Origin of the sequence: Streptomyces sp. NPDC004667 (assembly GCF_040609475.1) — a bacterium.
Taxonomy (GTDB): domain Bacteria; phylum Actinomycetota; class Actinomycetes; order Streptomycetales; family Streptomycetaceae; genus Streptomyces.
In genome coordinates this window covers 1-19,728 of sequence record NZ_JBEXKC010000023.1, presented here as the reverse complement: position 1 = coordinate 19,728, position 19,728 = coordinate 1, and the positions used below count along the sequence as shown (strand labels likewise).

16 protein-coding genes are annotated in these 19,728 nt (G+C 74.8%); 7 read left to right on the top strand and 9 right to left on the bottom strand.

The window, feature by feature from the left end; translation table 11 throughout:
• The first annotated feature begins 137 nt into the window (after window positions 1-137).
• Window positions 138-1,817: a PucR family transcriptional regulator ligand-binding domain-containing protein gene (locus ABZW32_RS15660; RefSeq protein ID WP_356215778.1), complete on the top strand. Its 1,680-nt coding sequence runs from the start codon at window positions 138-140 to the stop codon at window positions 1,815-1,817.
• Window positions 1,818-1,999: 182 nt separating this feature from the next.
• Window positions 2,000-2,773 (top strand): hypothetical protein, encoded by a 774-nt coding sequence (locus tag ABZW32_RS15655; RefSeq protein ID WP_356215775.1) that lies wholly within the window; start codon window positions 2,000-2,002, stop codon window positions 2,771-2,773.
• A gap of 69 nt (window positions 2,774-2,842) precedes the next feature.
• Here the strand turns inward: ABZW32_RS15655 and ABZW32_RS15650 are convergent, their stop codons facing one another.
• Window positions 2,843-3,505, bottom strand: coding sequence for a GntR family transcriptional regulator (locus tag ABZW32_RS15650; RefSeq protein WP_356215912.1), 663 nt, complete (start codon window positions 3,503-3,505; stop codon window positions 2,843-2,845).
• Between the two features lie 164 nt (window positions 3,506-3,669).
• Here ABZW32_RS15650 and ABZW32_RS15645 point away from each other — a divergent pair, with 164 nt between their 5' ends.
• Window positions 3,670-4,545: a (2Fe-2S)-binding protein gene (locus ABZW32_RS15645; protein ID WP_356215772.1), complete on the top strand. Its 876-nt coding sequence runs from the start codon at window positions 3,670-3,672 to the stop codon at window positions 4,543-4,545.
• Between the two features lie 192 nt (window positions 4,546-4,737).
• Window positions 4,738-5,802: a DUF2637 domain-containing protein gene (locus ABZW32_RS15640; protein ID WP_356215769.1), complete on the top strand. Its 1,065-nt coding sequence runs from the start codon at window positions 4,738-4,740 to the stop codon at window positions 5,800-5,802.
• A gap of 99 nt (window positions 5,803-5,901) precedes the next feature.
• Here the strand turns inward: ABZW32_RS15640 and ABZW32_RS15635 are convergent, their stop codons facing one another.
• From ABZW32_RS15635 to ABZW32_RS15620, 4 genes are all read right to left on the bottom strand, one after another.
• On the bottom strand, window positions 5,902-6,339 hold the full coding sequence (locus tag ABZW32_RS15635; RefSeq protein WP_356215767.1) for an ATP-binding protein: 438 nt from the start codon (window positions 6,337-6,339) through the stop codon (window positions 5,902-5,904).
• 132 nt (window positions 6,340-6,471) lie between these two features.
• Window positions 6,472-8,214, bottom strand: a complete 1,743-nt coding sequence (locus ABZW32_RS15630; protein ID WP_356215764.1) for a pyruvate dehydrogenase — start codon at window positions 8,212-8,214, stop codon at window positions 6,472-6,474.
• A gap of 72 nt (window positions 8,215-8,286) precedes the next feature.
• Window positions 8,287-9,315, bottom strand: a complete 1,029-nt coding sequence (locus ABZW32_RS15625) for a protein phosphatase 2C domain-containing protein (protein WP_356215761.1) — start codon at window positions 9,313-9,315, stop codon at window positions 8,287-8,289.
• 1,176 nt (window positions 9,316-10,491) lie between these two features.
• Window positions 10,492-14,256 (bottom strand): S8 family serine peptidase, encoded by a 3,765-nt coding sequence (locus ABZW32_RS15620; RefSeq protein ID WP_356215758.1) that lies wholly within the window; start codon window positions 14,254-14,256, stop codon window positions 10,492-10,494.
• A gap of 200 nt (window positions 14,257-14,456) precedes the next feature.
• Here ABZW32_RS15620 and ABZW32_RS15615 point away from each other — a divergent pair, with 200 nt between their 5' ends.
• Together ABZW32_RS15615 and ABZW32_RS15610 are read left to right on the top strand one after the other, a co-directional pair.
• Window positions 14,457-15,434 (top strand): helix-turn-helix domain-containing protein, encoded by a 978-nt coding sequence (locus ABZW32_RS15615; RefSeq protein WP_356215909.1) that lies wholly within the window; start codon window positions 14,457-14,459, stop codon window positions 15,432-15,434.
• A gap of 24 nt (window positions 15,435-15,458) precedes the next feature.
• Complete coding sequence (locus ABZW32_RS15610; RefSeq protein ID WP_356215755.1) at window positions 15,459-15,944, top strand: DUF456 domain-containing protein; 486 nt, start codon at window positions 15,459-15,461, stop codon at window positions 15,942-15,944.
• A 114-nt stretch (window positions 15,945-16,058) separates the two neighbouring features.
• Here ABZW32_RS15610 and rsgA read toward each other — a convergent pair whose 3' ends face one another.
• The 3 genes from rsgA to ABZW32_RS15595 form a co-directional block, all read right to left on the bottom strand.
• Window positions 16,059-17,159, bottom strand: coding sequence for a ribosome small subunit-dependent GTPase A (gene rsgA / locus ABZW32_RS15605; RefSeq protein WP_356215752.1), 1,101 nt, complete (start codon window positions 17,157-17,159; stop codon window positions 16,059-16,061).
• Between the two features lie 63 nt (window positions 17,160-17,222).
• The gene (locus ABZW32_RS15600) at window positions 17,223-17,564 is read right to left on the bottom strand and encodes a hypothetical protein (RefSeq protein ID WP_356215749.1); all 342 of its coding nucleotides are present in this window, start codon (window positions 17,562-17,564) and stop codon (window positions 17,223-17,225) included.
• A gap of 38 nt (window positions 17,565-17,602) precedes the next feature.
• Window positions 17,603-18,067 carry a hypothetical protein gene (locus ABZW32_RS15595; RefSeq protein ID WP_356215747.1) on the bottom strand — a complete coding sequence of 155 codons (465 nt, stop codon included), beginning with the start codon at window positions 18,065-18,067 and terminating at the stop codon, window positions 17,603-17,605.
• Between the two features lie 523 nt (window positions 18,068-18,590).
• Between ABZW32_RS15595 and ABZW32_RS15590 the strand changes: the two genes are divergently transcribed.
• Window positions 18,591-18,992 carry a VOC family protein gene (locus ABZW32_RS15590; protein WP_356215744.1) on the top strand — a complete coding sequence of 134 codons (402 nt, stop codon included), beginning with the start codon at window positions 18,591-18,593 and terminating at the stop codon, window positions 18,990-18,992.
• Here the strand turns inward: ABZW32_RS15590 and ABZW32_RS15585 are convergent.
• Window positions 18,923-19,657 (bottom strand): helix-turn-helix transcriptional regulator, encoded by a 735-nt coding sequence (locus tag ABZW32_RS15585; protein WP_356215741.1) that lies wholly within the window; start codon window positions 19,655-19,657, stop codon window positions 18,923-18,925. The two genes, ABZW32_RS15590 and ABZW32_RS15585, sit on opposite strands and share 70 nt — an antisense overlap.
• Window positions 19,658-19,728 lie beyond the last annotated feature (71 nt).

The following is a 19,728-nucleotide window of genomic DNA, read 5'->3' as shown; positions in this document are numbered from 1 at the left end:
CCCCCCGGTGCAGTCACCGAAACCATGAAGGAGTTGGCTGACGGCCTCCCTCGTCTTGTAGATTCGTATGAAAGGCAGGATGCGACGACCTGCCCGATTTCCAACGGCAACATTCGAGACAGATCGGCGGCGACATCATGCGGCTGCGCGCACTGCTGGAAACCGAGGCGCTGGGGCTGCGGCTGCTGGGCGGCGAGGAAGAACTCGACCGGACGGTCCGCGGGGTCATGACGACCGACCTGAGGGATCCCAGCCGATACCTATCCGGGGGCGAACTCGTCCTCACCGGCCTGGCCTGGCGAAGAAATTCAGCCGACTCCGAGCCGTTCGTACGAATCCTCGCGAGCGCCGGGGTCGCGGGCCTCGCGGCCGGCGAGGCGGAATTGGGAGACATCCCGGACGATCTTGTTTCAGCCTGTCGGCGCAACCGGCTGCCACTCTTCGTGGTCAACGAGGACGTTGCATTCGCCACCATCACGGAGTACGTGGTGCGGCAGGTGTCCGGGGAGCGCGCGGGCGATCTCGCGGCCGTCGTGGACCGCCACCGGCGCCTGATGACATCCGGTCCCGCGGGCGGCGGACCCGATGTGGTGCTGGATCTGCTCACCACGGACCTCGATCTCCGGGCCTGGGTGCTCTCCCCCACCGGGCGGCAGATCGCCGGGGCCGGGGAACCGCTGGCTCCGGGCATCTGCGCGACGCTGGCGAGCGAACACCTCGCGGCGGTCCGGACCGGCCGCAGGGGCCCGCACCGGATCTCCATCCAGGGTATTACCTACTCCCTGTTCCCGATCAGGGGACACGGGCGCGGACCAGCGGGTCCCTCCCCCCGGGACGTGCGCGAGAGCGTGCTCTCGGACTGGCTGCTGGCCGTCGAGGCCGACGCGGGCGACTGGCCCGCGGAGCGCCTGGACCTGCTGCAGGGCGTCACCCAGCTGATCGCCGTCGAGCGGGACCGCCGTGACGGCGCCCGCACGGTGCGCCGCCGGCTCGCACAGGAAGTGCTCGAACTGGTCCAGACGGGCGCCCCGCCCGCCGAGATCGCCGCCCGCCTGCGGGTGGCCGCGCCCGTTCTGCTGCCCGGACTGGGCGCCGCCCCGCACTGGCAGGTCGTCGTGGCCCGGGTGGACTGGGACGGCGGGGACATCCCCGGCGGCCCGGTGGCCCAGTCGCTGCTGGAGGAGATCCTGGTCGACCCGTCGATGTCCGGGCCGGAACCCTCCGACCGGATCGCGGTCGCCCACTCGGGTGACGAGGCCATCGCCCTGGTGCCCCTGCCCGCCCTCTCCGGCGACTCCGGCGAGGACAAGGGGCCCGACTCCGCGCTCCACGCGGACGCGCTGCTGGCGGCCGTACGCGAACCCCTGGCCGCCGGTCTGGCCGACGACGGGCGGCTCACCCTCGGCGTCAGCGCGGCCGTGCACTCCGCGGAGGGGCTGCGCGGGGCGCTGGAGGAGGCCCGGCACGCCCGCCGGGTCGCCGCGGCCCGCCCCGGCCGGGTCTGCGCCGCCGGCCACCACGAGCTCGCCTCGCACGTGCTGCTGCTGCCGTTCGTCCCGGACGACGTGCGCCGCGCCTTCACGGCCCGGCTGCTGGACCCGCTGCGCGACTACGACCGCCGCCACCGCGCGGAGCTCATCCCGACCCTGGAGGCCTTCCTCGACTGCGACGGCTCCTGGACCCGCTGCGCGACCCGGTTGCACCTCCACGTCAACACGCTGCGTTACCGGGTCGGGCGAATCGAGCAGCTGACCGCGCGCGACCTTTCCCGGCTGGAGGACAAGCTCGACTTCTTCCTCGCCCTGCGGATGAGCTGATTCCGCGGGCCCCCGCCGCCCTGAGCAGGGCGGCGGCCGAGGGGACGGCGTGAGACGGCTGACGAGCCGTCCGGACTTTGTGAAAGAGTTCACCCGACCCCTTGGCCGAGGCAGCAGATCCGTGCTCTCATTTCGCCCCAGGGCTCAACGACGTGCTGCTTGGTTGCTTCGGGGAGGGCAATGTGGCGGATACCGCCATGTCCGGTGCGGGATCAACCGGGGGCGACGACCCCCTCCAGCGGGCGATATGGCGGCTGCGCTCGCGCGGCTGTTGGACCGACGCGGCGGCCCTGCTGACGCCGCACGCGAGCGAGGCCCGGGCGGCGGTGCAGCGCACCGCGCTCCTGGTGGAACGCTGCCTGTTCACCGGTCAGGGCTGGGCCGAGGCGGAGGACGCCCTGCGGGTGGCCGAAGCCGTGGCCCGGGACGACGACGAACGCGGCGCCGCCGCCTGCGAGCGGGGCCAACTGGCCTACGCCGCCACGGTGCTCGGCGTCCGGGACCGGGCCGACGAGGCCCGCTCGGCGCTCGGCCGCGCGGCCGCCCTGCTCGCGCCCACCTCGCGCACCCGGCCGCTGCTGGACTTCCGGCGGGGACTGGTCGCAGAGCACCTCGCCGACGCCCCGCAGGCGGCCCGGCCGGCGTACCACCGGGCCCACGCGGGGGCGGAGGCGCACGGGGACACCCTGCTGCTGTCGTTCACGTGGCGGCACCTGGCCGCGCTGGCCCTGCGCGACGGCGAGCTGGCCGAGGCCCGCAAGGGCTTCGCGGAGTCCCTGCGCATCCGGGAGGACCTGGGGTTCCTGGTCGGTACCGCCCCGGCGCTGGCGGCGCTGGCCGAGGCCGAGCCGGAGCCGGAGGCCACCCGGCTGCGCGCGGAGGCCCGCCGCCTGTTCCACCTGCTGGGCGGCATCCCCACCTGGCTCGCGGACCAGCTGGCCCCGTCCCCGGCCTGACCGGGCCCCACCCGGTCCGACCGGCTCCGACCGCGCCTGAGCCGGTCCGAGCCGGTCGGAGCCGCCGGGTCAGCCGGGGCAGCCGGCGGATCCCGCGAAGTGCTCCCGTACGAGTGACTCCACCACCGGGAGGTCCTGGGCGATCAGGGCCTCCAGGAGGGCCGAATGCTCCGCCGCGTCGGCGACGAGGTCGGCCCGGCGCACCCGCGGGGCGCCCGGCAGGGGCCACTGCGCCCGGCGGTGGAGCTCCTCCGCGATCCGCACCAGCTGGGTGTTCTCCGCCAGGGAGAGCACCGCCCGGTGGAAGGCCCGGTCGGCGTCCGCGTACCCCGGCAGGTCGCCCGCGGCGGCCGCCTCCGCGGTGGCGAGGGCCGCCGGACGCAGGGCCTCCCAGGTGGCGGCGGGCACGGTGCGGGCCAGCCGGAGCATCACCGGCACTTCGAGCAGGGCGCGGACCTCGGCCAGTTCGGCCAGCGCGCGCGGGGTGCCGGACAGCACCCGGAAGCCCCGGTTGGGCAGGCACTCCACCGCGCCTTCCAGCGCCAGCTGCTGCATCGCCTCGCGCACGGGGGTCGCGGAGACCCCGAAGCGCTCGCCGAGCGCGGGGCCCGAGTAGATCTCCCCGGGTGCCAGCTCCCCGTCGACGAGGGCGGCGCGCAGCGCGTCCAGGACCTGCCCGCGCACCGAATGGCGCAGCACCTTCTGCGCGGGTACCACCGGCTCCTCGGACACCGGGGCGTGGGCCGCTTCGTGCACTCGGTCCTCCTCCAGGTCTCGACCGGTACCGAGGATAGGTGAATCCACCCGGTACGTCGGGGGTGCCGGGGCGTACGCAGCACGAAGATCGGGTAAGGTTAGGCTAACCTTCCAACGATCGCGTGATTCGGTGGTGCGTCATGACCTGCCAGGCGGCCGACGTCCTGCTCCCGCCCGCACCCGCCCCGGCCGGCTCTCCGGTGGCGGAGGCGTACGGGCGCCTGACGGCCGCCTACCCGGGCCTGCGGATCGACGAGCGCGGCGCGCACGACCCCCTCCCCAGCGGTGCGGGATGGGTCGGCGCGGACGAGCTCGCGGCGGGCGGCGCGGCCCTCGACGACCACCTCGCCTGGGACGCGGCCCAGGTGCTGCGGGACTACGGGCGCCCGGCGCGGCCCGACGTGGTGGCCGGCTTCGGCCTCCACCGCTACGCCTGGCCGGCCTGCCTGCTGATCACCGTCCCCTGGTTCCTGGAGCGCCGGGTGCCCCGGTTGCCGGTGGACCGGGTGGCCTTCCACCGGACGCAGGGCCGGATGTCCGTACGGGTCGAGGAGTTCGCGTGCCTGCCCGGCGATCCGGCGGCCGGCCTCCCCGGGGCCCGGACCGTCCCCGACGAGGAGGCGCTGCGCGAAGAGGTGCGGGCAGCGGTGGCCGAGCACCTCGGGCCGCTGCTGGAAGGTTTCGGCCCCCGCCTGCGGCGCGGCCCGCGGGCCCGGTGGGCACTGGCCACCGACGAGGTCGTCGAGGGGCTCTGGTACCTCGGGAGCCTGCTCGGCGAGGAGCGGCGGGCCGTCGCCGAACTGCGGCGGCTGCTGCCCGGCGGGCCCGCCCCGTACACGGGGGGCGCGGACTTCCGCACCCTGACCGGCCCCGGCGGCGCGGAGCTGACCACCCGCGACCGGGCCGGCTGCTGCTTCTTCTACACGATCCGCCCCGAGGACACCTGCACGACCTGCCCACGCACCTGCGACGCGGACCGCGTCAGCCGGCTCGCGGCGGTGGCCGCCGCCGACTGAACCCACCCCCAGGGATGAAGCCGATTCGAACACAACTCGGCTCACCCAGACCCCAGTTCGAGCCACAACGCCCTATCCGACGGGCCCCGCCCCCCGTTGGCGTCCTCTTGCCCCGAAACCCGCGTGCACCACGGACCCGCTGCGCCACTATGGCGCCCGGAAAGCCGCATACGCGAGGCAAGGGACAACCGCATGAGACTGACCGACATATCGCTGGACTGGCTGCTGCCCGGCGGCCTGTTGATCCTGGGCGTACTTGCGGCAGTGGCGGTGCTGGCCCGGGGCAAGCGGGAGAGCGAGAAGGCCGCGGCCGACGACAGCTGGGAACGCAGCGAGGAGCGCAGGCGCCGCAAGGAGGCCGTCTACGGAACCGCTTCGTACGTCCTGCTCTTCTGCTGCGCGGCGGTGGCCGCCGCGCTCTCCTTCCACGGTCTGGTCGGCTTCGGCCGGCAGAACCTCAACCTCTCCGGGGGCTGGGAGTACCTGGTCCCCTTCGGCCTCGACGGCGCCGCCATGTTCTGCTCGGTGCTCGCCGTCCGCGAAGCCAGCCACGGTGACGCGGCCCTCGGCTCGCGCATGCTGGTCTGGCTGTTCGCGGGCGCGGCGGCCTGGTTCAACTGGGTGCACGCACCCCGTGGCATCGGGCACGACGGGGCACCGCAGTTCTTCTCCGGGATGTCGCTCTCGGCTGCCGTGCTGTTCGACCGCGCCCTCAAGCAGACCCGCCGCGCGGCGCTGCGCGAACAGGGCCTGATCCCGCGGCCGTTGCCGCAGATCCGGATGGTCCGCTGGCTGCGGGCCCCGCGGGAGACCTTCGGGGCCTGGTCGCTGATGCTGCTGGAGGGCGTACGCACGCTCGACGAGGCCGTGGACGAGGTGCGCGAGGACAAGAAGGAGAAGGAGAACGACCGGCACCGCAGGCGGGAGCAACACCGCCTGGAGCGCGCCCACATCAAGGCGCTGGGCCGGCAGAACAGGGCGTTCGGGCGGGCCCGCGCGCGCCAGGTCGACGTACCGGGGCTGGCCCCCGGATCGGGCTCCGCGCCGGTCGGCGCGGAGCCGGCCATATCGGAAGCGGGACAGCTGCCCCTGCGCCGAAGGCCCTCCCTGCAAGCCGTGAACGCGAACGGAAGCGAATCACCTGACCCGACCGCTGCCCGGACCGTCGACCTCACCGCCGAGGACGACACCCAGACCCTCCCCCGGCTCGACTCACTTGAGCGCAAACTGAAGGATCTGGAACAGCAGTTCGGGTGAACCGGACCGCACACGCGACGGCGGGGCGCTTCGCGCCCCGCCGTCGCGCGTCCGGGCCCTGGCCCTGCCTCGGCGGACAGCGGGGATCCGGCCCGCGGCTCAGGCCGGGGCAGGCGCCTCCAGTTCGAACCAGACCACCTTGCCGCGCCCCGGTGCGAGCGGATCCACGCCCCAGGCGTCGGCCAGTGCCTGCACCAGGACCAGCCCCCGGCCGTGCGTACCGTCGTCGGCGGACGTTACGTACGGAGTGGGGCGGCGGGCGTTGAAATCGCGCACCTCCACCCGGAGGCGGGCCGCGACGAGGGTCACGGACACCTCGGCGCCCTGCTCGGTGTGCACCAGGGCATTGGTGACCAGTTCGGTGATCAGCAGTTCCGCCACGTCGGAGGTCTCGGCACGGCAGCGGTGCCGCACCAGCTCCCGCAGGGCCCCGCGGACCTCGCCGACCGCCTTCAGATCGGCCCGGCGCACGCTGCGTCTGATCTCGGCCGCACCCGCCCTCGCCGCCCCGTCCCCGACGGACGGCTCGCGCGCCACCGGGCCCCCTCTTCTCCACGGCTTCCCGGTATTCGCCCCCACCCGCACGGCGATGCCCCTCCCGCTTTCCCCACGTGCTCGAACAGGCCTGCGGAATGCATGCCCCCCGGGGCAGTCCGCACTCCTGCGCCCTCAGGGGCGGGGCACGTTGCGCAGGTTGGATCGAGCCATCTGGATCATCCGGCCCACCCCTCCGTCCAACACGATCTTGCTGGCGGACAGTGCGAATCCGGTCACCATTTCGGCGCTGATCTTAGGGGGAATGGACAGTGCGTTGGGGTCGGTCACCACGTCCACCAGAGCGGGTCCCCGGTGCTGGAAAGCATCCCTCAAAGCCCCTGTGAGCTGCTTGGGCTTCTCCACGCGGACGCCGAACGCGCCGGCCGCGCGGGCGATGGCGGCGAAATCCGGGTTCCGGTTCGTGGTTCCGTACGAAGGAAGGCCGGAAACCAGCATTTCCAGCTCGACCATTCCGAGCGATGAGTTGTTGAACAGGACCACTTTGACGGGCAGGTCGTACTGCACGAGGGTGAGGAAATCTCCCATCAGCATGGAGAAACCACCGTCACCCGACATCGACACCACTTGACGGCCCCGGTCGGTGAACTGTGCGCCGATGGCCTGCGGGAGGGCATTGGCCATGGAGCCGTGGCTGAAGGAACCGATGATGCGCCGCTTGCCGTTCGGGGAAAGATAGCGCGCCGCCCATACGTTGCACATGCCGGTGTCGACGGTGAAGACCGCTTCCTCGTCGGCGAGTTCGTCGAGGACGGCCGCCACGTACTCCGGGTGGATCGGCGTGTGCTTCTCCACCTTGCGGGTGTAGGCCCGTACCACCCCCTCCAGCGCGTCGGCGTGCTTCTTCAGCATCCGGTCGAGGAAGGCGCGGTCCGTCTTGGCCCGCACCCGCGCGTTCAGGGCGCGCAGCGTCTCCCGTACGTCGCCCCAGACCGCGAGGTCCAACTGGGAGCGGCGGCCGAGGTGTTCGGGCCGGATGTCCACCTGGACGATCTTCACGTCGTCGGGCAGGAAGGCGTTGTAGGGGAAGTCGGTGCCGAGCAGGATCAGCAGGTCGCACTCGTGGGTGGCCTCGTAGGCCGCCCCGTAGCCGAGCAGTCCGCTCATGCCGACGTCGTACGGATTGTCGTACTGGATCCATTCCTTGCCGCGCAGGGCGTGCCCGACGGGGGCCTTGACGCGGCCCGCGAACTCCATCACCTCGGCGTGCGCCCCGGCAGTGCCGCTGCCGCAGAAGAGGGTGACCCGTTCGGCCTCGTCGACCAGCCGGACCAGCTTGTCGATCTCCCCGTCGCCGGGCCGCACGGTGGGCCGGGCCGTGACCAGGGCGTGCTCCACCGCCTTCTCGGGGGCGGGCAGCGAGGCCACGTCCCCGGGCAGGGCGACCACGCTCACCCCGCTGCGGCCGATGGCGTGCTGGACGGCCGTCTGGAGCAGCCGGGGCATCTGGCGGGGATTGGAGATCAGCTCGCTGTAGTGGCTGCACTCGCCGAACAGCCGGTCGGGGTGGGTCTCCTGGAAGTAGCCGAGGCCGATCTCGCCGGAGGGGATGTGCGAGGCGAGCGCGAGGACCGGGGCCATGGAGCGCTGGGCGTCGTAGAGGCCGTTGATCAGGTGGAGGTTGCCGGGGCCGCAGGAGCCCGCGCAGGCGGCGAGGCGGCCGGTGATCTGGGCCTCGGCTCCGGCCGCGAAGGCGGCCGTCTCCTCGTGGCGGACCTGGATCCATTCGATGTCGCCGGTCCGGCGGATGGCGTCGACGACCGGGTTGAGGCTGTCGCCGACGACCCCGTACATCCGTCGTACGCCCGCGCGGACGAGGATGTCCACGAACTGCTCCGCGACGTTCTGCTTGGCCATGGAGGGTCGCCCCTTCTGCTGCGGCTTCGGTCCGGACCGGGTACGCCTCCCATCCACGCACGTTCCGCCCGCCTACGCCTCCCAGACCGCGGCTGCCGTCCGGTCGTCGGCGTACCCCTTGAGGCGGAGCTGGGTGTCCGCGAGGAAGGCCGCGAGGCCGGGCGGTTCGCCCTGCGACCAGCGGGCGGCGAGCTCGTCCGCGAGCAGGTCCTCCTCGCGCATCGGGTCCGCGAGGCCGCCGGAGCAGAGCAGCAGGGTGTCGCCCGGACGGGCCACGGCGGCCCGGAACCGGAAGGCTCCGGCCGTGGGCCCGGCCGGCTCCAGGTCCTGCCAGCGGCCCGCGCGCAGCCGGAAGAGCCCGCCGGCGCCGGCGCCGAAGCAGACCCGGTTGCGGCATTCGGGGTCCAGGGGCAGCAGCAGTCCGCGCAGTCCGGCGGTGTACGCCTCCTCGGCGAGGCCCAGCTCGGCGGCGCGGGCCCGCAGGCGGCCGTAGCCCCGGTCGGTGAGGCGCTGCAGACCCGAGAGCAGGGCCTCGCGGCGGCCGGCCCGGATGTCGGCGGCCAGCCGCTCGCGGCTGCGGCCGACGGCCGCGGCGACGGAGTGGCCCAGCTCGGCGGCGGCCTCCCGGGCTCCGGGCGCGGCCCTGCCCCCGCCGGCCAGCACCACCAGGACGAGGCCGTCGTCGCCGCCTCCGAAGCGGGCGGTGAGCAGGAAGTCCCGGCGGGCCTCGCCCCGGAACCGGGCGGAGTCCCCGCGCAGGGAGGCCGCGCGCAGGGCGTACGTGCCGTAGCGGGCCCCGTCCAGGACGGTGTCGGGGGTGAGGAAGTCCAGCGCGGCCGGGTCGGCGGCGGGGAGGGCGCCGGGCTCGGGGGCGTAGGTGGGGGCGCGGTCCCCGAGGTGCCGGACCGCCGGGCGCGGGCCGTACGAGGGGGACTCCGGCACGTCCGGCGCGTCCGCCGTCTCCGTCGGCTCCGCCGTCTCCGGGGTGTCCGACACCTCCGCCCGCGCCGGCTCGGCCGCCCCGGGTGGCGGGGGCCACTGCCAGGCGGGCGGGGTGCCGTCCGCGTCCTCGACGGGCGGCACCACCACGTCCCCCCGCACGTAACCGGTCTCCCCGGCCACCCGCGGATCCGGCGGACCGGGCTGCGCCGACGGACCCCGCGGCGGCGGCGCGGGCGGACCGGACGGGGCCGGTACTTCCCGCCCCGGCACCCCGGGCGGGACGACGCCCGGTTCGCCCGGGGCCGCGTACGGCCCGGGGGCCCGCCGCGCGGGCGGCACGGTCCCCGACCCACCGTGCGGAGCCACCGGGGATCCCTCCGGCACGGGCCGGGCGGGCGTCCCGGGGCCGGCCGGGGCCCCGTCGAGGCGTTCGGGCGACGCGGGCCCGGCGGGCGGCCACGGCGGCGGGGGCACGACGGAGGTCCCGCCCCGCTCGGGCGGCGGCGGAACCGGGGGCACCCCGGGCGGTACGGACGGCAGGTCATCCGGGGTGGAGCCGGACTGCTCCGACCGGAGCGCTTCGGGCGACCCTGTGGACAGACCGGGCCGCACGCCCGGCACGTCCCGGCCGCCCGGCCCGTCCTGAACAGGCGGCACCGCCGCGCCCGGCGGCACCCCGGGCGTCCGCAGCGCGGACGGGCCGACCGGGGCGGGTGGCATCGTCGGAGTCGGCGGCACCGAAGGAGCCGACGGAGCCGACGGCAGCCGGCTCCCGGAACGCCGGAGCAGCGGGCCTGCCGGTACCCGCCACACGGGCGGGCCCTCCGGAGCCGGCGGCACCGCCGGGATCGGCGGCAGCTGACCCCCGGAACGCCGGGGCAGCGGCCCCTCCGGTACCCGCCGCACGGGCGGCGCCTCCGGGGTCGGCTGCGCCGACGGGGCCGCCCGTGGCGCGTCCCCGGCGCGTGGGGGCGGCGGTTCGTCAGGGGATGGTCGGGTCGGCGGTACGGGGCCCGGCGGGCCGGGGTGGTGCGACGGCTCGGGGCGGCCGTCCGGGGCCCGCCGTGCGGCGGGGACCTCCGGGGCCGGGCCGGTCATCAGGGTCGCCGCGGAGCGGAAGCGCTGGTCCAGGGTGTCCCCCGGGTCAGGTTCGGGCCCCGCGTCCGGGTCGTCGTAGAGCTTCTGCCACCAGTCCTCCGCGCCCTGCTGACTCATGCCCACATTGTCGGCCTCCCCGAACCCCGAAAACCCCCGAACTCACGAAAAGGGTCCACCGGGCCTCCGCCCCGTGGACCCTTCCCGTGCAACGCGTACGACGCGTACGACCCGTACGGATTAGCGGACTTGGTACGCCCGCTCGACCGTCTGGGTGACCGTGGCTCCCTTCGCGTCGGTGAGTTCGACCTTCAGGGAGACCGGCTTCCCGGAGGCCCCGGCGTGGTTCACGACGGCGGTCCACCGGCCGCCGTCCTGAACCACCGGCGCCTGCGTCCAGTTCTCACCGTCGTACGCGTACGACAGCCGCACCTCCGTCAGGGCCCCCGGCACGTACCCGGCGTGCCCTGTGGCGCTCAGCCCGATGCGCTGTCCGTCGGCCGCGGCGACCTTCTTCAGGCCGTCCATCGGGGCGTCGTACCGCGGGAAGAGGACGGGCAGGCCCTGCGAATACGCCGAGGGGTCGAGCTTCGAGGTGAAGCCCCAGGCGGTCCGCACGGCGGTGGACCGCTGCCAGGTGCGGGCGGGCTGGCCGATCTTCTCGATGTTCTGGACCAGCTCGTAGCGGCCCTCCCCGGCCGGGACCTCGAACACCCCGAAGGGGTACGCCGTCTCCCCGATGACCTTGCCGTCCCGGGTGAGCCGGAGGTTGCCGATGTCACCGAAGGAGCCGGGCTGCGCGTAGTGCGTGCCGTCACCCCACATGGCCGGGGCGAAGCCGATCAGGTTGCCCTGCCGTTCGGCGGCCAGGGCCTCCTTCCCGGCGCGGTCGCGGGGTGCGACCGGCGCGGTGACCCCGTCGTACCAGACCGCCGTGGTCCGGGCGCCCTTGGAGTGGGTGCGCTGCTCGCCCGTCATGAACTCGCCCCAGGGGAAGCTGCTGGAGAGGGTCTGGTCCCAGGCGGTGTCCCCGGCCGTGTAGTACTCCGTCCTCGTGCCGGGGACGGCGACGGTCTCGATCGATCCGAAGAGGACGGCGGTGCCGATCGGCCGGTGGGCGCCGGCCAGGTCGATGAAGTCCGAGGCCACGCCCATGGAGTGGTAGGTGGCGTCGACCTGTCCGAGGTCGCGGTCGCGCACCCGGTAGTTGTGTGCGCCCTGGACCCGTCCCTTCTCGGGGAAGGCGAGGGAGTACGCGTACGGGCTCTTCGCGGTGCCCTTCCATTGCAGGGTGACCTCGCCGGCCGCCAGGCGGGCCAGCAGGGCCTTGCCCTCGGCGGACTCGACGCCCAGGACGGGCAGGACGCCGCCGCCCGCGAAGCCGGTGGAGGGGACCCAGCGGCCGGGGGCCTCGCGGAAGCCGAGCACGGCGACGGCCCCGGCCTTCTTCGCGTCCTCGGCAACGGTGTGCAGATTGCCGCTCCCGGTCTTGACGAGGACGACCGCCCCCTTGGCCCCGGCCGCGGCCAGTTCCGCCGGGGTTCCGGTGCCCGCGTCGACGAGCGGGGCGCTGCCGTGTCCGTCGAGGTTGTCGCTGCCGGTGGAGGCGGTGACGGGGTGCAGCACGGGGCCGCCCTGCGCCTTCAGTTCCGCGAGCACGGGGGCGCCGGCCCGCCAGTAGCTGCCGAACTCGAACGAGCCGTCCTCGGCGCGGCCTTCGACGTCGGCGTAGTAGCCGCGGATGGTGCGGCCGCCCATGGCGGTGCCGGCGTGCAGCCAGACCCCGCCCCAGCTGCGGGCGAAGGCGAGGGTGGTGGTGCGGACCTCGACCGGCCGGTCCGCTTCGACGGTGAGGCGGCCGGCCTTGCGGGCGTCGAGGACGACGGTGGTGTCCCGCCGTACCTCGGTCTGCGGGCGGCCGAGGTAGGTGAGGGAGTCCGTCAGGGTGGCGCCCTCGCCGGCGTCGGGGGTGGCGACGAAGGCCGAGAGGAAGTAGGCGCCGGGGCGCACCCGGTAGACCTGGTCGGCGGCGCCCTCGTTGAAGCGGCGTTCGCCGGTGGCGTCGTCGGTGCCGATGACGTCCAGGGAGGAGGGGCCGGTGGCGGGCCGCCCGGCGCGGTCGATCAGCTTGACGCGCAGGGTGACCGTCTCGGGTTCGACGTAGAGGGAGAAGGGCGTGGAGACGCGGACGCCGCCGTCGGCGGTGGCGAGGACGCGGCCGGTGACGTCCCCGTACTGGGCGCGTTCCAGTTTCACGGCCGGGTCGAGGGCGAGCGGCACCTTGACGGTGGCTCCGGCGGGGACGGTGACCGTGTCGCGCTCCAGCCGGGCGATCCGGCCGCGTACCGCCGAGCCGTCGTTGCCGGTGACCTTGCCGAGCGACAGCTTCAGGGTGACGGGCCGGCTGCCGGTGTTGGTGTACGGGACCTCGACGGCCGTGCGGTCGCTGCTGTCCTGCGGCCAGTGGTACGTGCCGCCCTGGACGGCGGGGGCGCCGGTGACGGTGGCGTCGACCGCGGCCTTGACGTCGAGGCGGCCCGCGCCGGTCTCCCGTACGTCGCCGGGGACGGCACTGTTCGCGGAGCCGACGAGGGCGGCCTTGAGCTGCTGCCCGGTCCAGTCGGGGTGGCGCTGCTTGAGGACGGCGGCGGCCCCGGCGACGTGCGGGGTGGCCATCGAGGTCCCGGACATGGACTGGTACGCGTACACGCCGCGCCCGCCCATGTTGGCGGCGGAGATGTCGACGCCCGGGGCGGCGATCTCGGGCTTGAGGGTGTGTCCGGGTCCGGCGGGGCCGCGGCTGGAGAAGACGGCGGTGGTGTCGTCGCGGTCGACGGCGCCGACGGTCAGCACGCCGGGGGCGCAGCCGGGCGAGGAGACGGTGTTGTTGCCGGGGCCGGTGTTCCCGGCGGCGACGACGAACAGCGTTCCCTGCTCGGAGAGGCGCTGGGCGGCGGCGGCCAGCGGGTCGTCGCAGGTGGTCCGGGTGGGGTCCCCGAGGCTCATGGAGACGACGTCGGCCTTGGACTCGACGGCCCATTCCATGCCGGCGATGATCCACGAGTCGAGCCCGTAGCCCCGGTCGCCCAGCACCTTGCCGCTGAGCAGCCGGGTGCCGGGCGCGACGCCCTTCTTGGCGCCGCCGCTCTCGGCGCCGGAGCCGCCGACGGTGGAGATGGTGTGGGTGCCGTGGCCCTGGCGGTCGGCGTCTGTGTCGGAGTCGGTGAAGTTCTTCGACGCGTCGACGCGGCCCTTGAGGTCGGGGTGCTCCAGGTCGGTGCCGGTGTCGAGGACGGCGACCCTGGTGCCGGCGCCGTCGTAGCCGGCGGCCCAGGCGGCGGGGGCGTTCACCTGTGTGGTGGACCGCTCCAGGCTGCCCCGCACCTTGCCGTCGAGCCACAGCTTCTTCAGCCCGCCGGCGGCGCGCGAACCGCTGCCCGCCGACACGTCGGCCCAGAACTCGGCGGCGTGTTCCTTGTCGGCGGCGAGGGCGACGGCGCCGATGGAGCCGAGGACCAGGGAACGCTCGGCGCCGCGCGGGGCGGGCGGGGCGCCGCGGGCCACGTTCACGGAGCCGTCGTAGACCGCGATCAGGGGGAGCTTCGCGGCGTGGGCGTCGTCGTAGCCCTGACGGATGAGGCCGGTGACGTTGAAGAGCTGCGGGTCGACCGTGCCGGCGGCGAGCGCCCGGGTGGCGCCTTCGGGGTAGACGTAGAGGTCCTGGCCGCTCTGGCGGGTCTGGACGACGGGCTGGGTGCCGTCCGCGCGGGGCATCGCGGTGGCGGCGGTGTGGCCGGCGGCGTCGGTGGACACCAGGATCCGGTCGCCGGTGACGAGGGTGACGGTGACGGGCGCGGTCGGGCGTTCGCCGGCCGCCGCACTGCCGACGAGCGGTCTCTCGCCGGGCAGCGCGTCGTCCGGCTGTGCCGCGGACGGGCCGACGGCTGTGACGACGAGGACGGCCGCCGTGGCCGCTCCGAGTGCCGTGCGCGATATCGGGCGCATCGCTCTCCCAAGGTGAATTCCGGCCAATGGCCCGTTTGCAGGGGATGACGGCCCCACAAATGCCTTTCGGCCGGAGGATTTTGGTGCTGCGGTGGCTTCACCCTGGCAGAGCGGCGGGGGGTGCGGAGATGATGTCCGCGGCGGGTTTGCGCCGTGGCCGCTTCCCGCCAGGAACGGCACTGACGATGGAGGTGGACGGGTTGCTGGGTGCTATAGGCCTGGACGAGGGCCAGGAGTCGGCGTACCGCGCACTGGTGGCACTGGGGGCGGCGGAGGTCCCGGACCTCGCGCACCGGCTGACGCTGCCGGTGCCGCAGACCGAACGGGCGCTGCGGCACCTGGAATGGCACGGCCTCGCCGCGCAGTCGTCGGCCCGGCCGGGCCGCTGGGTCGCCGCCCCGCCCGGTGTCGCGCTCGGGGCCCTGCTCGCCCAGCAGCGGCACGAACTGGAGCAGGCGGAGCTGGCGGCGGCACTGCTGGCGCGGGAGTACCGGACGGAGGCGGCCGAACCGGCGGTGCACGACCTCGTGGAGGTGGTGACGGGGGCCAGCGCGGTGGCGCACCGCTTCCACCAGATCCAGCTCGGCGCCGTGTCGGAGGTCTGCGCGCTGGTCAGTGGCCGGCCCCAGGTGGTGACGGGCATGGAGAACGAGGCCGAGGAACGCGCGGCGGCCCGGGGCGTCGCGTACCGGGTGGTCATCGAGCGGGAGGTGCTGACCCTGCCGACCGGGATCCGCGAGGCCGGGGCGGCCCTGGCCCGCGGGGAGCACATCCGGGTGACGACCGAGGTCCCGACGAAGCTGGTGATCGCCGACGGCACCCTGGCGATGGTGCCGCTGACCGTGCGGGGGGCGGAACCGGCCGCCCTGGTGGTACACGCCTCCGGCCTCCTGGAGTCGCTGCGGGGCCTGTTCGAGGCGGTCTGGCGGGAGTCCCGCCCGCTGCGCCTGGGCACCACGGGCTACGCGGAGGAGGGCGACGGCGGCCCGGACACCACCGACCTGGAGATCCTCTCGCTGCTCCTGGCGGGGATGACGGACGCCAGCGTGGCCAAGCACCTGGACCTGGGCCTGCGGACGGTGCAGCGCCGGGTGAAGGGACTGATGGAGCTGTCCGGGGTCACGACGCGGCTCCAGCTCGGCTGGCAGGCGTACGAGCGGGGCTGGGTGGCCCGATAGCCCCCGGTCGGTCAGGCTGGGCAGATGGATCTGCCTCAGCTGCTCCTGGTGGGGCTGGTGCTGCTGCTCGGGGTGCTCGGGGTGATGGTTCCGGGTGTACCGGGGACCTGGCTGGTCTGGGCGGGGGTGTTGTGGTGGGCGCTGCACGAACGGTCGGGCCCCGCGTGGACCCTGCTGGTCGCGGCGACCGCCCTGCTGCTGGTGGTGCAGGTGGTCAAGTGGCTCCTCCCGCCGCGCCGCCTGCGCGGCACCGCGGCGAGCCGGCGCATGGCGGTGTACGCGGGCGCGGGCGCGCTCCTGGGCTTCGTCCTGATCCCGGTGGTGGGGTCGGTCCCCGGCTTCGTGGGCGGCATCTACCTGTGTGAACGCCGCCGCCTGGGCACGCACGGGGAGGCCTGGTCATCGGTCCGGGCGGTAATGCGGGCCGTCGGCACGAGCGTGCTGGTGGAACTCGTCGCCTGCCTGTGCGTCGTGGCGGCGTGGCTGGGCGCGGTCCTGGCGGGGGTCTGACCGTCCGGGCCGGCCAGACCCCCCGGGCCTCGTCCGGCGGCGGGGCCGGGTCCGGCTGCGGGGAAGCCGCCCCCGCCCCGGACCCCGACCCTGCCGGCACCCCGGAGGGACCCGTCAGACCCGGCCGTTCCGCTTCGCGGAGTAGTTCGCGCGGCCCACCGCCGACTTCAGTCGCCAGTCCCGCCGCAGCTCCGACCGCAGCCGCGCGTCCGTCTTCGCGACGATCCGCTGATTCTCCCGCATCAGCTTGCGGTAGCTCTCCAGCCGGCGTTCGGGCAGCTCGCCGGCCTCCACGGCCGCCAGCACCGCGCAGCCCGGTTCCGCCTCGTGGGCACAGTCGTGGAAGCGGCACCGGGCGGCGCACTCCTCGATCTCCGAGAAGACCTGCCCGACCCCCGCCTCCGCGTCGAACAGCCCGACGCCCCGCAGCCCGGGGGTGTCGATCAGGACTCCCCCGCCCGGCAGGGCGAGGAGGTTGCGGGTGGTGGTCGTGTGGCGGCCCTTGCCGTCGACCTCGCGGGTCTGCTGCACGTCCATGACGTCCGCGCCGAGCAGCGCGTTCGCCAGCGTGGACTTGCCGGCCCCGGAGACGCCGAGCAGCACGCTCGTTCCGCCGGCGGCGACGGCGGCGAGCACGTCCGTGCCCTCCCCGGTGTGGGAGGAGACGGTCAGCACCGGGACGCCGGGAGCGGTGGTCTCCACGTCCTGGACCAGGTAGCCGAGGGCGGTCGGGTCCGGGACGAGGTCGGCCTTGGTGAGGACGACCAGCGGCTGCGCCCCCGACTCCCACGCCAGCGCGAGGAACCGCTCGATGCGCCCGAGGTCGAGCTCACCGGCGAGCGATACCGCGATGATCGCGTAGTCGACGTTCGCGGCGAGGATCTGCCCCTCGGAGCGCTGCGAGGAGGTGGACCGTACGAACGCGGTCCGGCGCGGCAGGTACGCCTTGACGTAGCGCGGGTTGCCGGTCGCCTCGACGGCGGCCCAGTCACCGGTGCAGATGACGCGCATCGGGTCGTGCGGGGTGACGAAGGCGGTGTCGGCGCGGACGACGCCGTCCGCGGTCATGACGTCGCACTGCCCGCGGTCCACCCGGACGACACGGCCGGGCAGCAGGCCCTGGTCGGCGTACGGAGCGAACTCCGCGTCCCACGCGTCGTCCCACCCGAAGGGGGTGAGGGCGTGCGGGAGGGAGGAAAGAGAAGAGAGAGACAAGGGGAACCCTTCACAGGGTGGCCCCGGCAGCGCGCGCCCGTGGGCGTGCGGAGAGGTGTGGGATCAGCCGGAGGCCACGGAGGTGGCAACGATGATGAACTCCTGAATGCGGGCCGTGCCCGTCTCCGTGACAGTCATCAATGTCCTCACCTCCTGATTCCCCGTGCGGGAGCGGCACGTCGCCGCGCTCCCTGACGTGCGAAACCATACGGGCACCCCGTACGGCGCGGCCACCGATTTGTTTCCGCCGACCGCGGAGGCGACTTTCAGGCCAACTCGTGCCGGTGGGCGTAGCGGACGGGACACGGCGGCGACGAGCCGGACCGCCTCGGCGCCGTCCGCGGCGGAGGCGAGGACCTCGATGCCGGGCAGCGGGCCGAGCAGGAGTGCCAGGCCCTCGCGCACTGGGCGGTCCCCTCCGGCTCGGGCCTGCGCGAACGGCTTCACACCGCTGCGGGGATCCGGTGGGACCGGGCGGCCAGGGCCAGTCCCTGGGCGAGGATCCAGCCGGCCAGGGTCAGCAGCAGCGCCCCGGTGTGCGGGGTGATCCCCACGGCGTGGCCGAGCAGGGCGAGCGCGGCCCGGGTGGCGAGGGAGACCGCGAACAGGGCGAGGACCACCTTGTTGCCCTTGGCCCAGAGCTGCCCGTCGGGCTCCCGCCACACGGTCATGGCACGGCCCATCAGGAGGCCGAGCCCGAAGGCCACGCCGATCTCGGCGGCGAGCAGCACCAGGCTGAGGAGCGGGTGGGCGGGGGCGACGAGCCCGCCGCCGCCCACGCCGACGAACACCAGGACGGCGGGCAGCACCCACAGACGGCCGCGGTCCTTCAGGGGCCGGCCGCCGAACCGGCGGGCCACCACGAAGACCACGACGAGGGCGATGAGCAGAACGCGTGCGATGTCCATGCCGTCCACGCTAGGAACGCGGGAGCCCGCTGTGATCGGCTCCGGGGTGGAACGCGGGTGGATCCGGGGTGGAGACGGGTTCTCCACCCGGGGATGGAGAGGGGGCCCGCCCAGGGGCCGGGACGACCGGTCGCGGGCCGGGACGACCTCCCCGGCCGCGAGCCGAGCGGCTCCGGGCCACAACCGTGAACGAGCTCCCCGGGCACGGGCCGGGCCGGGCTCCCCGGCAACGGGCCGGGACGGGTTCCCCGGCGACGGGCCAGGACGAGCTCCCCGGCAACGGGCCGGGACAGGTTCCCCGGCAACGGGCCAGGACGAGCTCCCCGGCGGCGGGTCGCGGCGGTCGGGCCCGGCGGTGGAGCGCGCCGGTGGAGCGTGCCGGTGGAACCCGCCGGTGGAACCCGCCGCGCCACCCGTCCGGGAGGCGGGCGCAGACGCCGGGGCCCGGTCGTGCCCCCCCCCCTCCGGGAAGATGTCCGTTTCCTTCAAGACGCGGGCCCGTGGGCCCGCCTAGCCTGCCGCCATGACTCCACGACTCGACATGATCGGCCTGGTCGTCTCCGACATGGCCGCCTCGCTCGCCTTCTACCGCCGGCTCGGCCTGGACGTGCCCGCCGACGCCGACTCCCAGCCGCACGTCGAGGCCACCCTGCCCGGGGGCCTGCGGATCGCCTGGGACACCGAGGACGTCGTGCGCTCCTTCGACCCCTCCTGGACCCCGCCCACCGGGGGCGTCCGCCGGGAACTGGCATTCCTGTGCGATTCCCCCGCAGAGGTGGACGCGCTGTACGCCGAGCTGACGGGGGCCGGTCATCCGGGGCACCTGAAGCCCTGGGACGCCTTCTGGGGCCAGCGCTACGCGGTCGTCCTCGACCCCGACGGCTGCGGGGTCTCGCTGTTCGCCCCCTCCGACGCCGCCCGGTAGGCCCCGAGGGTGGTCCCGGCCAGAGCCCGTACCTCGCGGGCCAAGTGCGCCTGGTCGGCGTACCCGGCGGTGTGGGCCACCTCGGCCTGGGGCAGCCCGCGCCGGCTCAGGGCCAGGGCCCGTTGCAGGCGCAGCACCCGCCCCAGCGTGCGGGGGCCGTAGCCGAAGGCGTCGAGGCAGCGCCGGCGCAGCTGGCGTTCGCCGAGGCCGGCCTCGTCGGCGATGTCGGCCACCGGCCGGCCCGCCCGCAGCCGGGCCGTCACCAGCGCGGGGAGCGGATCGGGCGGGCCGACGGCACGGGCGCGGGCCAGCGCCAGTGCTTCGAGGCCCGCGCACGGGTCCTCGTGGGCGGCGATCCGTTCGGCGAGCCGGCGCACCTCGGCGGCGGGCCACAGGTCGGCCAGTTCCACCCGCCGGTCGCGCAGCCGGTGCGCCGGTACGCCGAGCAGCGCGGGCGCGGTGCCGGGGGCGAGCCGCAGCCCGGCGAAGGCTCGGCCGGGGACCTCCCCGGCGGGGTGCGGCCCGGTGTCGGGCCCGGCCACCAGCAGCCGGTCCCCGACCCACAGCAGGTCCATGCACCCGTCGGGCAGCACGACCCCGCCGGGTCCCCGGGCCCGCCAGACCACGGCTCCGGCGACGGCGGCCGACGGCGCTTCCTCGTACACGCCACCAGGCTATGCCGGGCCGCCAGACCCCGGCGTCCGGCCCGGCACCCGGCCCCGGCACCCGGCCCCGG

Coding starts and splice junctions, on each gene's coding strand:
- ABZW32_RS15660 (WP_356215778.1), top strand. CDS start 138: ATGCGGCTGCGCGCACTGCTGGAAACCGAGGCGCTGGGGCTGCGGCTG.
- ABZW32_RS15645 (WP_356215772.1), top strand. CDS start 3,670: ATGACCTGCCAGGCGGCCGACGTCCTGCTCCCGCCCGCACCCGCCCCG.
- ABZW32_RS15640 (WP_356215769.1), top strand. CDS start 4,738: ATGAGACTGACCGACATATCGCTGGACTGGCTGCTGCCCGGCGGCCTG.
- ABZW32_RS15630 (WP_356215764.1), bottom strand. CDS start 8,214: ATGGCCAAGCAGAACGTCGCGGAGCAGTTCGTGGACATCCTCGTCCGC.
- ABZW32_RS15620 (WP_356215758.1), bottom strand. CDS start 14,256: ATGCGCCCGATATCGCGCACGGCACTCGGAGCGGCCACGGCGGCCGTC.
- ABZW32_RS15610 (WP_356215755.1), top strand. CDS start 15,459: ATGGATCTGCCTCAGCTGCTCCTGGTGGGGCTGGTGCTGCTGCTCGGG.
- ABZW32_RS15595 (WP_356215747.1), bottom strand. CDS start 18,067: ATGGACATCGCACGCGTTCTGCTCATCGCCCTCGTCGTGGTCTTCGTG.
- ABZW32_RS15590 (WP_356215744.1), top strand. CDS start 18,591: ATGACTCCACGACTCGACATGATCGGCCTGGTCGTCTCCGACATGGCC.